The sequence below is a fragment of the Streptomyces collinus Tu 365 genome, from assembly GCF_000444875.1.
GTDB classification, from domain to species: domain Bacteria; phylum Actinomycetota; class Actinomycetes; order Streptomycetales; family Streptomycetaceae; genus Streptomyces; species Streptomyces collinus_A.
Window position 1 is genome coordinate 6229696 of sequence record NC_021985.1, and the last position, 14186, is coordinate 6243881.

Annotated in this window: 15 protein-coding genes; 7 read left to right on the forward strand and 8 right to left on the reverse strand. The window is 73.0% G+C overall.

The window, feature by feature from the left end; translation table 11 throughout:
* Positions 1-2 precede the first annotated feature (2 nt).
* Both B446_RS27085 and B446_RS27090 read left to right on the forward strand, forming a co-directional pair.
* Positions 3-809, forward strand: coding sequence for an AzlC family ABC transporter permease (locus tag B446_RS27085; protein WP_020942612.1), 807 nt, complete (start codon positions 3-5; stop codon positions 807-809).
* A complete protein-coding gene (locus tag B446_RS27090) occupies positions 806-1114 on the forward strand; it encodes an AzlD domain-containing protein (protein ID WP_020942613.1) in 309 nt (102 codons plus the stop codon). The genes B446_RS27085 and B446_RS27090 overlap by 4 nt, the downstream gene beginning before the upstream one ends.
* A 46-nt stretch (positions 1115-1160) precedes the next feature.
* Here the strand turns inward: B446_RS27090 and B446_RS27095 are convergent, their stop codons facing one another.
* Entirely contained in the window at positions 1161-2105 is a 945-nt protein-coding gene (locus tag B446_RS27095; protein WP_043476515.1) for a hypothetical protein, read from the reverse strand.
* Between the two features lie 80 nt (positions 2106-2185).
* Between B446_RS27095 and B446_RS27100 the strand changes: the two genes are divergently transcribed.
* Both B446_RS27100 and B446_RS27105 read left to right on the forward strand, forming a co-directional pair.
* Positions 2186-2380: a DUF3046 domain-containing protein gene (locus tag B446_RS27100; protein ID WP_020942615.1), complete on the forward strand. Its 195-nt coding sequence runs from the start codon at positions 2186-2188 to the stop codon at positions 2378-2380.
* Positions 2381-2439: 59 nt separating this feature from the next.
* Positions 2440-3690, forward strand: coding sequence for an AI-2E family transporter (locus tag B446_RS27105; protein ID WP_078614816.1), 1251 nt, complete (start codon positions 2440-2442; stop codon positions 3688-3690).
* Positions 3691-3729: 39 nt separating this feature from the next.
* Here the strand turns inward: B446_RS27105 and B446_RS27110 are convergent, their stop codons facing one another.
* A complete protein-coding gene (locus B446_RS27110; protein ID WP_020942617.1) occupies positions 3730-4473 on the reverse strand; it encodes a hypothetical protein in 744 nt (247 codons plus the stop codon).
* A gap of 290 nt (positions 4474-4763) precedes the next feature.
* Between B446_RS27110 and recA the strand changes: the two genes are divergently transcribed.
* From recA to B446_RS27125, 3 genes are all read left to right on the forward strand, one after another.
* Complete coding sequence (gene recA / locus B446_RS27115; RefSeq protein WP_020942618.1) at positions 4764-5888, forward strand: recombinase RecA; 1125 nt, start codon at positions 4764-4766, stop codon at positions 5886-5888.
* 3 nt (positions 5889-5891) lie between these two features.
* Positions 5892-6713 carry a recombination regulator RecX gene (gene recX / locus B446_RS27120; RefSeq protein WP_020942619.1) on the forward strand — a complete coding sequence of 274 codons (822 nt, stop codon included), beginning with the start codon at positions 5892-5894 and terminating at the stop codon, positions 6711-6713.
* A gap of 270 nt (positions 6714-6983) precedes the next feature.
* Entirely contained in the window at positions 6984-9512 is a 2529-nt protein-coding gene (locus B446_RS27125; protein WP_020942620.1) for an FtsX-like permease family protein, read from the forward strand.
* A gap of 85 nt (positions 9513-9597) precedes the next feature.
* Here B446_RS27125 and B446_RS27130 read toward each other — a convergent pair whose 3' ends face one another.
* The 6 genes from B446_RS27130 to B446_RS27150 all read right to left on the reverse strand — a co-directional run bounded on the left by B446_RS27130 (position 9598) and on the right by B446_RS27150 (position 14128).
* Positions 9598-10008 (reverse strand): rhodanese-like domain-containing protein, encoded by a 411-nt coding sequence (locus B446_RS27130; protein WP_020942621.1) that lies wholly within the window; start codon positions 10006-10008, stop codon positions 9598-9600.
* Positions 10005-10550, reverse strand: a complete 546-nt coding sequence (locus B446_RS27135) for a cysteine dioxygenase (protein ID WP_043476517.1) — start codon at positions 10548-10550, stop codon at positions 10005-10007. Before B446_RS27135 ends, B446_RS27130 begins: the two co-directional genes overlap by 4 nt.
* Before the next feature lie 67 nt (positions 10551-10617).
* A complete protein-coding gene (locus tag B446_RS41175; RefSeq protein WP_388065958.1) occupies positions 10618-10779 on the reverse strand; it encodes a putative leader peptide in 162 nt (53 codons plus the stop codon).
* On the reverse strand, positions 10776-12395 hold the full coding sequence (locus tag B446_RS27140) for an FAD-dependent monooxygenase (protein WP_020942623.1): 1620 nt from the start codon (positions 12393-12395) through the stop codon (positions 10776-10778). The genes B446_RS41175 and B446_RS27140 overlap by 4 nt, the downstream gene beginning before the upstream one ends.
* A 177-nt stretch (positions 12396-12572) precedes the next feature.
* Positions 12573-13466, reverse strand: a complete 894-nt coding sequence (locus tag B446_RS27145) for an amino acid ABC transporter permease (protein WP_020942624.1) — start codon at positions 13464-13466, stop codon at positions 12573-12575.
* Complete coding sequence (locus B446_RS27150) at positions 13463-14128, reverse strand: amino acid ABC transporter permease (protein WP_020942625.1); 666 nt, start codon at positions 14126-14128, stop codon at positions 13463-13465. The genes B446_RS27145 and B446_RS27150 overlap by 4 nt, the downstream gene beginning before the upstream one ends.
* Between the last annotated feature and the right edge of the window lie 58 nt (positions 14129-14186).

Below are 14186 nucleotides of genomic sequence, written 5' to 3' on the forward strand. Positions count from 1 at the left end.
GCGTGGCACAACAGACAGCACCCCCGGACACGTCCGCCGAGGACGCCCACAAGCCCGACTCCGCCGTCGTACGGGACGCCCTGGGCGTCGGCGTCGCCGTCGGGCTCTCCGGGTTCGCCTTCGGCGTGACCTCGGCCGGCAGCGGACTGAGCCTGCTCCAGAGCTGTGCGCTCAGCCTGCTGGTGTTCACCGGCGCCTCCCAGTTCGCCCTGGTGGGCGCGCTCGCCGCCGGCGGCAACCCGTTCACGGCCGCCGCCGGCGCCTTCTTCCTGGGGGTGCGCAACGCGTTCTACGGACTGCGTCTGTCGCAGTTGCTGGCCCTCCCGCGCGCGGTACGGCCGCTGGCCGCGCAGTGGGTGATCGACGAGACCACGGCGGTGACCCTGGCCCAGCCGACCCGGCGGGCCAGGCGGCTCGGCTTCACCGTCACCGGGCTCACGCTGTACCTGCTGTGGAACCTCACCACCCTGCTCGGCGCGCTGGGCGCGAAGGCCATCGGCGACACCGACGCCTGGGGCCTGGACGCGGCCGGCCCCGCCGTCTTCCTCGCCCTGCTCGCCCCGATGCTCAGGACACCCACCGAACGCGCGGTCGCGGGCCTCGCGGTGCTCCTCGGCCTCGGCCTGCTGCCGGTGCTGCCGGCCGGCGTACCGGTCCTGGTGGCGGCGCTGGCGGCTCCGCTCGCGCTGGTCGCCGAGGGGCGGCGGCGCGGTCGTGGAGCCGATGACGCGGGCCGTTCGGACGAGCCGGACGCGACCGATGGCGCGGACGGACCGGGTGGATCGGCCCGATCGGAGGAGGGACGTTGAACACCTGGATCGCGATCGGCGTGACCGCGCTCGGCTGCTATGTCGTCAAGCTGGCCGGCCTTCTCGTCCCGGCGCAGGCGGTGGAGCGGCCGCTGGTCCGGCGGCTCGCCGCCCTGCTGCCCGTCGCCCTCCTCGCCGCGCTCACCGCGCAGCAGACGTTCGCCCACGGGCACACGCTGGTGCTGGACGCCAGGGCCGCCGGGCTCGCGGCGGCCGCCGTGGCGCTGGTGCTGCGCGCACCGTTCCTGCTGGTCGTCGCGGCGGCCGTGGTGGTGACGGCGGGAGTACGGGCGATCGGCGGCTGAACCCGGCGGGACCACGGCGGCCGCGCACCGGATCGGGCTTCTCGGATCAGCCCACGAAGCGGCCGTGGGCCCTGAGCGTGCGCAGGGCCTCGATCGTCACCATGGGGCGTGCCTCGAGCGCCGGGACCGGTGCCCACCGGCGCCAGCGGATCGGCCAGCCGCCGTCCTCCTGCTGCTCGGCGGCGAGGAAGTCCAGGGAGCGGGCCATCTCCTCGTCCGTGAACCACGCGCGCGCGAGCGAGCGCGGGGTCCTGGCGAAGTCGTGCGGGAAGTGGTGCTCGCCGGGGGCGTAGCCGGGCGCGACCGGGTAGGTGTCCAGCCGGTCCGGGTCCAGGGCCGCCAGCCGCTGCTCGCGCACCAGGCGGCCGAGCCGGTCGGCGGCCGCCTCCGCGCGCGGGCGGTCCGGGGCGGAGTCCAGGAAGGCCACGGCGGCCTCCACCTCGTAGGGATGGGACTTGTCCAGGGACTCCACGGCCTGCCAGCAGAAGTCGGTGGCCCGGAAGAGCCAGGCGTGCCACACCTCGTTGCGGTGCAGCACGCCCACCACGGGCCCGGTGGCGAGCAGGTCACTGGGCGGGTCCTCCAGGACCGGGACGAACGGCGCCGCGGGATAGCCGCGCTGGCTGGGATGGATGGCCGGCAGGGCGCCGTCCGCCGTGGAGACGGAGGTCAGGTAGCGGCACACGCGTTCCACCCGCTGCCCGCCGCACCGGCCGGTGGCGTCCAGGACGCGCAGCGCGTGCGCCGTGTGCAGGGGCTGGCTCACGGGGCCGCGCAGATCGGGTTCCAGCGCGTGGCCGTACCCGCCGTCCTCATTGCGGTAGGCGTTCAGCGCGGCCTCCACGGGATCGGCGGCGCCGTTCAGGAAGTGGTACGCGAAGAGCCGCTGCTCCAGCACGCGCGCGGTGAGCCAGACGAACTGTTCGGCGCGGAAGAGCGGGGAGCGCGCCGGGGGCGTAGGGGGGAGTGGGGAAGCTCCGGTTTCGGCCATGCGACAGACCGTAGGACGGAAAGCGGTCTCGGCAGGCGGTCACCGGCAGGGCCCACCCCCAGGGGCGGGATACTGGAGTCATGCGGTTGACGGTCTTCTGGCAGCGGATGGCGGAACACTTCGGTCCGGGGTACGCCGACACCTTCGCGCGTGATCACGTGATGACGGAACTCGGCGGACGCACGGTGAACGAGGCGCTCGACGCCGGCTGGGAGGCCAAAGAGGTGTGGCGCGTGGTCTGCTCGGTGATGGACGTGCCCGGTGAGCGGCGCTGAACGGCCCCGAGGGTCCCGGGCCGGGGCGTGCTGTCGGTGGCGTGGGCGACACTTGGCCCGTGGCACCCACTGACGACGACGAGCCGGCCGACCGGCACGCAGCATCCCCGACCGTGACGACGCCGCCCGCCCGGCGGCCGGCCGACGACGCCGTCGCGCAGGCGGGCCGCCGCATGCCGCACTGGCTGCCGCGCGCCATGGTGCTCGCACTCGCGCTCATCGCCGCGTTCCAACTGGGCAGCTGGGCGTTCCACCAGCTCACCGGACTGCTGATCAACATCCTGATCGCGTTCTTCCTCGCCCTCGCCATCGAGCCCGCGGTGAGCTGGATGGCCTCCCGCGGCATGCGCAGGGGGCTCGCCACGTTCCTCGTCTTCCTCGGACTGACGATCGTCACCGCCGGCTTCGTCACGTTGCTCGGCTCGATGCTGGCCGGCCAGATCATCAAGATGGTCGAGGGCTTCCCGGACTACCTGGACTCGGTGATCCACTGGATCAACCAGACCTTCCACACGGACCTCAGACGCGTCGACGTCCAGGAGGGCCTGCTCCACTCCGACTGGCTGCGCAAGTACGCGCAGAACAGCGCGGCCGGAGTGCTCGACGTGTCCGCCCAGGTGCTCGGCGGCCTCTTCCAGCTGCTCACCGTCGCGCTGTTCTCCTTCTACTTCGCCGCCGACGGCCCCCGGCTGCGCCGCGCCCTCTGCTCCGTCCTGCCGCCCGCGCGCCAGGCGGAGGTGCTGCGCGCCTGGGAGATCGCCGTCGACAAGACGGGCGGCTACCTCTACTCTCGCGGCCTGATGGCCCTCATCTCCGGGATAGCGCACTACATCCTGCTCCAGGCCCTGGGTGTGCCCTACGCGCCCGTGCTCGGCGTCTGGGTGGGGCTCGTCTCACAGTTCATCCCGACCATCGGCACCTATCTCGCGGGTGCGCTGCCCATGCTGATCGCGTTCACCGTGAACCCCTGGTACGCGGTGTGGGTGCTGATCTTCGTCGTGGTGTACCAGCAGTTCGAGAACTACATGCTGCAGCCGAAGCTGACCTCGAAGACCGTCGACATCCACCCGGCGGTCGCCTTCGGCTCGGTGATCGCGGGCACCGCGCTGCTGGGCGCGGTCGGCGCGCTGATCGCCATCCCGGCGACCGCCACGCTCCAGGCCTTCCTGGGGGCGTACGTGAAGCGGTACGCCGTCACGGACGACCCGCGGGTGCAGGGACACCGGCCGCGGGGGACCGGCGGTACGGGGGCGGGTGGGCGACTGCGGCGCCTGTGGGCACGTCGGCCGCGCACGGAGGAGTCCGCGTAAGGGTCTCGCCGTGGGAGGGGCGGCAGGGGCGGCGCGCCTTCAGTACGTGAGGACCGCCCACACCGCCGCACCCGCGACGGCCGCCGCGTAGCAGCCCGTCGCGGCGGCCACGATCCGCCACCGCGTCCGCTCGCTCCAGGAGGTGCGGGACAGCGCCCGGGCCAGCAGCGGCAGGACCAGGACGGCGTGCACGCTCACCCCGTGCAGCGGCTTGAGCGGAGCCGTCGAGTGATAGGCGGCCTCCTGGTGGCCGGTCCGCGTCAGGACGACCCCGCGCGCGATCATCGCCGCCCCCGAGGCCAGCGCCGACAGCAGGATCGCGAACCCCGAGCGCACCGCCAGCGGCATGCCGGCGGGGCCCGTCGGCCGGCGCCGGAAGGAGGCGGCGGCGAACACGCTGAGCAGCACCACCAGGACCCCGCCGCCCACCGCGAGCGTCATGGACACCGCCGTGTCGAAGGGGGTCTCCATGTTCAGGTGCGAGGGCACCCGGCGCCACGCCTGGAGCGTGATCCCGCCGACCTCCACCACGCAGTCCACGGCGAGGACGAGCAGCAGGGCGGCGCGCGTCCGCGGTGCCGTCCGCAGGTACGACGTGACCCGGGTGAGCGCGATCAGCGTCAGCCCGAAGGAGAGCCCGAAGGTCACGGGCTTGCGCCAGGAGACCGGGCCGTACCAGGGCCCGCCGTCCACCGCGAACACCAGCAGATGGACGAGTCCGGAGAGCACGAGGAGCGCTCCGGTGACGTGGCACAGGCGCTCGACGCGGCGCGGATTCTTCATGGCCCAAGGCTCTGGCCGACGCCCCCGCGCGGTCGTCGTCCGGTCGGAGACACCTGGTCTACGACCCCGGGAGCAGCCGCCGGGCCGTGCGTGGCACGCTTGACACGAAAATCGAACATCCATTCTTATGGAGGTTCAGGCGCGGTACCCGACAGGGATTTTCGGCAGGGTTTGATCCGATATGTCCCCCCGTTATCCACAGGCCGGGCCGACGTCGGGGCGCATTGTCAGTGGCAGGCGTTAGCGTCTTTGACGTGAAGCGATCGACTCAAGCAAACCGGGTGGAACCCATGGCAGGAACCGACCGCGAGAAGGCGCTCGACGCCGCGCTCGCACAGATTGAACGGCAATTCGGCAAGGGCGCGGTCATGCGCATGGGCGAGCGGTCGAGGGAGCCCATCGAGGTCATCCCGACCGGGTCGACCGCGCTGGACGTCGCCCTCGGCGTCGGTGGTCTGCCGCGTGGCCGTGTCGTGGAGATCTACGGCCCGGAGTCCTCCGGTAAGACGACCCTGACCCTGCACGCCGTGGCCAACGCCCAGAAGGCCGGCGGCCAGGTCGCCTTCGTGGACGCCGAGCACGCCCTCGACCCCGAGTACGCGCGCAAGCTGGGCGTCGACATCGACAACCTGATCCTCTCCCAGCCGGACAACGGCGAGCAGGCGCTCGAGATCGTGGACATGCTGGTCCGCTCCGGCGCCCTCGACCTGATCGTCATCGACTCCGTCGCCGCGCTCGTCCCGCGTGCGGAGATCGAGGGCGAGATGGGTGACAGCCACGTCGGCCTCCAGGCCCGGCTGATGAGCCAGGCCCTGCGGAAGATCACCAGCGCGCTCAACCAGTCCAAGACCACCGCGATCTTCATCAACCAGCTCCGCGAGAAGATCGGCGTCATGTTCGGCTCGCCGGAGACCACGACCGGTGGCCGCGCGCTGAAGTTCTACGCCTCGGTGCGCATCGACATCCGCCGCATCGAGACCCTGAAGGACGGCACGGAGGCGGTGGGCAACCGCACTCGCTGCAAGGTCGTCAAGAACAAGGTCGCCCCGCCCTTCAAGCAGGCCGAGTTCGACATCCTCTACGGCCAGGGCATCAGCCGCGAGGGCGGCCTGATCGACATGGGCGTGGAGCACGGCTTCGTCCGCAAGGCCGGCGCCTGGTACACGTACGAGGGTGACCAGCTCGGCCAGGGCAAGGAGAACGCGCGCAACTTCCTCAAGGACAACCCGGACCTGGCCAACGAGATCGAGAAGAAGATCAAGGAGAAGCTGGGCGTCGGTGTCCGGCCGGAGGAGCCCGCTGCCGAGCCGGGCGCGGACGCGGCGGTGACCAGCACGGCCGACGACGCCAAGACGGCACCCGCCCCGGCGGCCGCCAAGGCCACCAAGCCCAAGGCCGCCGCCGCCAAGAGCTGACCCGTGACGCGACGAACCGACTGGGCCGAGTACGAGTACGCCTCACCCGGTGCCCCCCGGGGGAGGGGCGCCGGGAGCGACACGGGCTCCGCCGCGGCCGGTGACGACGGATACGGGGGCGAAGGGCACGACGGACACGGTGACGGCGGCACGGAGCCGGGCGGCGGGCCCTACGGGGGAGACTCGCCGCGCCGCGGCTCCCGGGGGGCCGCCGGACCACGCGGCGGCCGGGGACGCGGACGCCGCAGGGGCGGCTTCGGGGAGCCGTCCGCGGAGGACGAAGGCGCCCCTTCCTCGTCGAGGGCCGAGCGGGGGGAGTCTTCGGGGGACCCGGCTGAGCGGGCGCGGGCGATCTGTCTGCGCCTGCTCACCGGGACCCCGCGCACCCGCAAGCAGCTCGCGGACGCACTGCGCAAGCGGGAGATCCCCGAGGACGTGGCCGAGGAGGTGCTGTCCCGCTTCGAGGAGGTCGGGCTCATCGACGACGGCGCGTTCGCGGACGCCTGGGTGGAGTCCCGGCACCACGGCAGGGGGCTCGCCCGGCGCGCGCTCGCCCGGGAACTGCGCACCAAGGGAGTCGACTCCGCGCTGATCGACGAGGCCGTCGGGCAGCTCGACTCCGAGCAGGAGGAGGCGACGGCCCGCGAACTGGTCGCGCGCAAGCTGCGGTCCACCCGTGGCCTCGACCGGGACAAACGGCTCCGGCGCCTCGCCGGCATGCTCGCCCGCAAGGGCTACTCCGAGGGCCTGGCCCTGCGCATCGTCCGGCAGGCCCTGGAGGAGGAGGGCGAGGACACGGAGTTCCTCCAGGACGAGGGCTACTGACGGCCGGACGCCGGCCGAGGCGAGGCGTCCGGCTGAGCGTGAAGTGCCCGGCCGGCGCCCCCGCGTCGCGGCCCGGGCCCCGCTCGCAGGCCCAGATCCGCAGGGGTGACACGTACGGGGGTGGGGCTAGCCCCCGCTCAAGACGCCAGGCCACCGCAGTGATTCCGGACCCGGGCACGAGCGAGTCTGTAGGCACGCCCCGGAACACGGTCACGCCGTGACCGGCAGGCGCACGGACTCCGCGACGCACAACAGAAGAGGCCCGCCCCCATGATGCTGCGATACGCCCTTCAGACCGTCCGCGCCCGCATGGCCGGCTTCCTCGGCGCCTTCCTCGCCCTGATGTGCGCGGCCGCCCTGATCACCGCCTGCGGCACCCTCCTGGAGACCGGGCTGCGCGGCGCGATCCGCACCGAGCGCTACGCCGCCGCTCCCGTCGTGGTCTCCGCCGACCAGTACGTCCACCACACCAAGGTCAAGCACAAGAAGGGCAAGACCAAGGTCAAGCACAAGGCGAAGCCCATCGCCGAACGCGCCTGGCTCTCCGCGGACCTCGGTACGACACTCGCCCACACCCCCGGCGTCGCCCGCGTCGTCCCCGAACTCACCTTCCTCGCCCAGCCACTGCCCCCGTCCGGCACCGGCGACCGCACCGCCTACGGGCACGCCTGGGACTCCGCCGCGCTGACGCCCTACCGGCTGACCGCCGGCCGCGCTCCCCGGGCGGCCGGGGACCTCGTCATCGACGACGGCCTCGCCGCGCGCGCCCACCTCCGGCCCGGCGACCGCCTCACCGTGCAGTCGACCCAGTCCCCGCGCAGCTACCGCGTCACCGGTGTCGCCACCCCGGCCACGCCCGTACGCCACCAGACCTCCCTGTTCTTCTCCACCGCCGAGGCCCGACGGCTCGCCGCCCACCCGGGACAGGTCACCGCCTTCGGCGTCCTCCCGGCCGAGGGCACCGACCCGGCCACCGTGCGCCAGGCCGTGACCCGGGCGCTGCACGGCACCACCGCTCAGGTCAGCACCGAAGACGCCCGCGGCCCCGTGGAGTTCCTCGACGCGGCAGCCGCCCGCACCCGGCTGGTCAGCATGGGCGGCGCGATGGGCGGCACCTCGCTGCTGGTCGCGGTGCTCGTGGTCGTCGGCACCTTCGCGCTCACCGTCCAGCAGCGCCACCGCGAACTCGCCCTGCTCCGCGCCATCGCCGCCACGCCCGGACAGATCCGCAAGCTGCTCGGCCGGGAGGCGCTGATCGTCGGCGCCGCCGCGGGAACCACCGGCGCACTGCTCGGGCTGCCGCTGGGCGGCTGGCTGCACTCCCGGTTCGTCGCCCTCGGCGCCGTACCCGTCACCCTCCAGCCCAGTGTCAGTGCCTTCCCGCCGCTGGCCGCTCTTGCCGCCACCCTGCTGGGCGCCTGGGCCGCGGCCCGGATCGCCTCGCGCAGGATCACCAGGATCAGGCCGGCCGAAGCCCTGGCCGAGGCCAGGACCGAACGCACCCGCCCGGCCTGGGGCCGGATCACCGCCGGGCTGTTGCTCCTCGCCGGCGGGATCTTCCTCGTCGCCGTCCTCACCTCCCTGCGCACCGAGCCCGCCTCGACTCCCGTGACCTTCCTCGCCGTCGTCGTTCTGTGCACCGCGGTCGCCCTGCTCGGCCCGCTGCTCGTCAGGGCCGCCGCGCTGCTGCTCGCCCTCCCGCTGCGGCTCACCGGCCAGGGCGGCCGCCTCGCCACCGCCAACCTGCGTGGTAACGCCACCCGGATGGCCTCCGTCGTCACCCCCCTCACCCTGCTCATCGGCATGACCTGCACCGTGCTGTTCGTCCAGTCGACCCTCGGCGGTGCCGCCCGCGCCCAGGCACGCGAGGGCGTCACCGCCGACTGGGTGGTCGCCGCCCAGGGGCCCGGCGTCCCCGCCGAGGCCGCGCAGCGGCTGCGTGCCCAGCACGACACCGTCACCGAAGTCGTCCGCACCACCGTCCGGGTCGGCCTCGACAAGTACTCCGCCCAGGGCGTCACACCGGCCGGCCTGACCCGTACCTGGGATCCGAAGGTGACCGCCGGCTCCCTCGGCGATCTCGCCCCCGGCACCGTCGCCGTCAGTGAACTGGCCGCCGACCAGCACGACCTGAAGCCCGGAAGCAGCCTGAAACTCACGCTCGGCGACGGCACGCCCGCCACGCTCACCGTCGCCGCCGTCTACGCCCGGGGTCTCGGCTTCGGCGATCTCACCTTCGCCCACGACCTCGTGGCCCACCACGTCGACAACCCGCTCGCCTCCTCCGTCCTCGTCAGCACGCCCCGTACACAGAAAGAACTCGCGACTACGCTCCGTGAGTTCCCGGGACTCCGGATTCTTTCTCCGGCCGCCGCGGACTCCCTCCAGGCCGACCGGCAGCAGGCGAACGCCGAGGTCAACTACCTGGCCATGGGGCTCGTCCTGGCCTTCACCGCCATCGCGGTCGTCAACACCCTGGCGATGTCGGTCGCGGAACGTGTCCGGGAGTTCGCCCTCCTCCGCCTCGCCGGCGCGACCCGCCGTCAGGTGCTGCGGGTCCTGCGCACCGAGGTGCTGACCGTGCTGCTCCTCGCCACGGCACTCGGCAGCGGCATCGCCCTCGCCGTGCTCTGCGCCTTCAGCCTGGGCATGACCGGCCGGGCCGCTCCCACCGTCACGCCGCTGCTGTACGTCACGGTGGTCGCGGTCGCCGCCCTCCTCGCCCTCGTCTCCAGCGCCGTACCCGGGCGCGCGGCGTTGCGGGTGCCGGCGGTGACGGTGGCCACGGCGAAGGAGTAGGGCAGCCGGAAGGGAGCCGGGTCCGCGGCCTGATGAGTGCCCGTCAGACACGCGGGACCCGTCCGCCGGCCGGCCGCCGGTCCCGTCAGCCCTCGGGCGGCTCCACCGGCAGCCCCGCCGCGCGCCACGCCTGGAAACCACCCACCAGGTCGGTCGCGCGGCCCAGGCCCAGCTGGTGCAGGGAGGCGGCGGCCAGGCTGGAGGCGTAACCCTCGTTGCAGATCACGACGACCCGCAGGTCGTGGCCGGTGGCCTCGGGGACCCGGTGGCTGCCCTGCGGGTCGAGGCGCCACTCCAGTTCGTTGCGCTCGATGACGAGGGCGCCGGGGATCAGCCCGTCCCGCTCGCGCAGGGCCGCGTACCGGATGTCGACCAGCAGGGCCTCACCCGTGCGGGCCGCCTCGTGCGCCTGCTCCGCCTCGATGCGCCGATAGCCCGCGCGGACCCGCTCCAGCAGATCGTCGATGCCTACCGGCTGTTCGTCCGCGGCGCTCACTGCCAGTCCTCCGGACGCTCGACCTGCTCGAGGCGCAGCACCGGGCCCGTGCGGCTGTAGCGGCGGATCCGCGGCAGCGGCGGGTAGTAGGCGTGGACCGAGATCGCGTGCCGCTCGGTGGACTCGTTGAGCACCTCGTGCACATGGTGACGGCCGAAGGCGCGGCCCTCACCGGCGGGCAGCCGGCGCTTGCGGTCCACGTCCTCGGCGAGTTCCAGCGTCTTCCAGCCGTCGGTGGGCAGCCGGGCCGCCAGCGAGTACTCCGCGAGCTCGCCCGACGCGGTGACGAACGCGCCGACCGAGTCGGCGTGGTCGTGCCAGCCGGTGCCGGAGCCGGGCGGCCAGCCGATCAGCCAGGCCTCGCTGCCGCCGGGGCCGTCCAGCCGCACCCAGGTGCGGCCCTCCGGGTCGAGCGGGAGCGAGGCGATCAGCTCGGTGTCGGCGGCCGTGCGCCGCACGAAGTCGAGGAGGGCCGCCTGGGTCGGCGCGGAGCCGGCGGCACGGGCCGCGGCAGGGGAGGAGAGAGCGGGGGAGACAGACACGTGCACCGTCCTGAATGGGTTCGCCGAACGGGCGCGCGAGGGCGCCCGGAAGAAGGGGGAAGCGAATTCAGCGGGACGGGCGACACACGCAGCCCGCGTAGCGGACGAGGTCCATATGGACCCTCCGCCACAGGCGTACACAGGTGTCGGTCACGATCCGGAGTACAGCACGCCGCCGCAGGACGGTCAACTCACTGTCACCATCTGGACAGAGGGTGACGGGCCTCACGGTCGGCGGGCGCCAGAGCCGGCCTCCGCCGCCTCCGCCTCCTCCTCCTTCCCGGGGCCGCCCACGGTCGCCTCGGCGGCCGCGTAGAGATCGGCCGGACGTACTCCGCTCAGCGCGGTGACCAGATGGCCGTCGGGGCGCACGAGCAGCACGCTGTGCGCCGGCGCGCCCGGGTACTCCTCGGCGACCAGGAGCTCGGCCGGGTGCGGCAGCGCCGTCACCGCCGCCGCGAGCCGCGGCATCACCCCGGCGGACATCCAGTGCCTGCGGTCCCACACGCCCGTGCCCGGCGCGATCAGCACGACCAGAAGGGCCCCGCGTCCCAGCCGGTCGCGCAACCGCACGAAGGAACCGTCCTCCGCCGTGACCCGCACGTCGGTGACCGCCGCGCCGGGCGGGGTCTCGACGGCGATCTCGCCCTCCAGATGGCGTGGGGTGAGCGGCGAGTCGGCGTACGCCCCCGGCGCACCCAGCACGCCGCGCCCCAAGTGGCCGTCCACGAGCAGCAGCTCCTGGCCCCGGGCCGTGCCGGGCACGATGCTGCGCAGCCCGCCCGAGCCGCGGAGCACCGGCAGCGCCTGGTCGGCGGCGCGCAGCCGGGCGGAGACCACCGCGCGCCGCTCGGCCTGGTAGCTGTCGAGCAGTGCCTCGTGATGCCCGTGGTGCCAGGCCGGAGCCAGCTTCCAGGCCAGGTTGTCGGCGTCGCGCAGCCCCTCGTCGAGGCCCTGCGTGCCGAGCGCGCCGAGGAGGTGGGCCGCGTCGCCGGCGAGGAAGACCCGGCCGGCACGCCAGCGCCGGGCCAGCCGGTGGTGCACGGTGTGGACGCCGGTGTCGAGGAGGTCGTAGACCGGCGCGGACTCGCCCGTCCAGCCGGTGAGCGTCTCGCGGATGCCGGCCACCAGGATCTCGGGCGTGACCAGGTCCTTGCCCGGCGGCAGCAGCCAGTCCAGACGCCACACACCGTCCGGGAGGGGGCGGGCGGTCACCTCTCCGGCCGAGGGTCCGGATTGCCGCCACGGCGGCATCCGGTGGAGCAACGCGCGTCCCTCCCAGGGAAGTTCCGTGCGCAGCGCGGCGACCGCGTGCCGCTCCACCGCCGTACGGCCCGGGAAGCGGATGTCCTGGAGCTTGCGCACGGTCGAGCGGGGGCCGTCGCAGCCGACCAGGTAGCTGCCACGCCACCAGGTGCCACTGGGCCCCCGGGTGTGCGCGGTGATGGCGGAACGCTCCTGCTCGATCGCGTCGAGCCGGCTGTCCACGGCGATCCGCACCAGAGGGTCGTCCGCGGCGGCCGCGCGCAGGGCGCCCGTGAGGACGTGCTGGGCGATGTGCAGGGGGGCGGGCTCGTCCTCCTCGAAGGTGATCTCGCTCGTCACCTGCTTGCGCCGCAGCGACCGCCATCCGGTCCACGTCGCGCCGTGGTCACCGAGCGCGACCCCGGTCAGCCGCGACAGCAGGGCGGCCGTGTCCTCGCGCAGCACGGCGGTGCGGGCCGGGCGCGGCTCGTCCTTGCCGGGCCCCTCGTCCAGGACGACGGACGGCACCTCCTGACGGGCCAGCGCCAGGGCGAGCGTGAGCCCGACGGGCCCCGCTCCGACGACGATCACCGGGTCCACGACGCGGCGCCTCCTGCCCGCAGCGGTGTCCGGACGGTCGCAGGTGAACAGGAAGGTGAAGCGGGGTGCACGATCACAGAACGTATGCAACCCATTGGCGGAGTTTGCGTCAAGCGACCGGAGGCAGTGGCGATCATGCCACTGCCTCCGGGTGAAGCATTCGGGTTTGATCGGGCGTCAGGCCGCGATGCCCGTCCCCGCCGCGCCGGCGATGTTCGCCGTGTCGTCGACGCCGAGCACCGCTCCGGTCGACTTCTTGCCCTGCCGCAGCCGCCGCTCCAGCCAGCTCGCGAACGAGGTCAGCGAGAAGTTGATGACCACGTAGATGACCGCGACGACCGTGAAGGAGGCGATGGTGTTGGCGCCGTAGTACGCGCTCATCGTGTTCGCCGAGGCGAGGAGTTCGGGGAAGGTCAGGACCGCGCCGCCGAGCGCCGTGTCCTTCACGATGACGACCAGCTGGCTGACGATCGCCGGGAGCATGGCGGTGACCGACTGCGGCAGCAGGATGAGCCGCATGACCTGGTTCTTGCGCAGGCCGATCGCCATGGCCGCCTCGGACTGGCCCTTCGGCAGCGCGAGGATGCCCGCGCGGACGATCTCCGCGAGCACGGACGCGTTGTACAGCACCAGACCGGTGACGACCGCGTACAGGGGACGGTCGTCCGAACTGACGTCGGTGTACGCGGCGAACAGGGCCAGCCCGAAGATCATCAGGACCAGCACCGGGATCGCCCGGAAGAACTCCACGACCGTCGCCACCGGGACCCGTATCCACGCGTGGTCCGAGAGCCGGGCGATGCCGAGCGCGGCGCCGAGCGGGAGCGCGATGACCATGGCCAGGGCCGCGGCCTTGAGGGTGTTCTGCAGACCGGGCCAGATGTACGCCGAGTAGGCCTCGGTGCCGCTGAAGAACGGCTTCCAGAGGACCCACTCCCACTGGCCCTTGTCGTCGAGCCCCTTGTAGACCCACCACAGGACGGCCGCGAGGACGACGAGGAAGCCCGCCGTGTACAGGAAGTTGCGCCGCTTGGCCCGCGGGCCCTGGGCGTCGTACAGGACCGAACTCATCGCTTCACCGCCACCTTCTTGCCCACCCAGCCGAGGACCAGACCGGTCGGCAGCGTCAGGCAGCAGAACCCGAAGGCGATGACCGCGGAGATCAGCAGCAGCTGGGCCTCGTTCTCCACCATCTCCTTCATCAGGAGCGCCGCCTCCGCCACGCCGATCGCGGCCGCCACGGTCGTGTTCTTCGTCAACGCGATCAGCACGTTGGTCAGCGGCCCGACGGCCGCACGGAAGGCCTGCGGCAGTACGACGAGGCCCAGGACCTGCGTGAAGCTCAGGCCGATGGCCCGGGCCGCCTCGGCCTGCCCGACCGGCACCGTGTTGATGCCGGAGCGGATCGCCTCGCAGACGAAGGCCGACGTGTAGACGACCAGACCGAGTACGGCGAGCCGGAAGTTGGACGTGTCGACCTGGTCCGACCCCAGGGTGATGCGCAGGGTGTCCTTCAGGCCGAGCGAGGCGAACAGGATGATCACCGTGAGCGGGATGTTCCGCACGATGTTCACGTAGGCGGTGCCGAAACCGCGCATGAGCGGCACCGGGCCCACCCGCATGGCGGCCAGCAGAGTGCCCCAGACCAGGGAGCCCGCGGCCGACAGCAGCGTCAGCTGCACTGTCGTCCAGAAGGCTCCCAGCACGTCGTACTTGTCAAGAAAGTCGAACACGATCTCCCGTGCTTCCGCGTGTAGGGACGCCCGGGTGCGCCGCCCTCACGGACGGCGC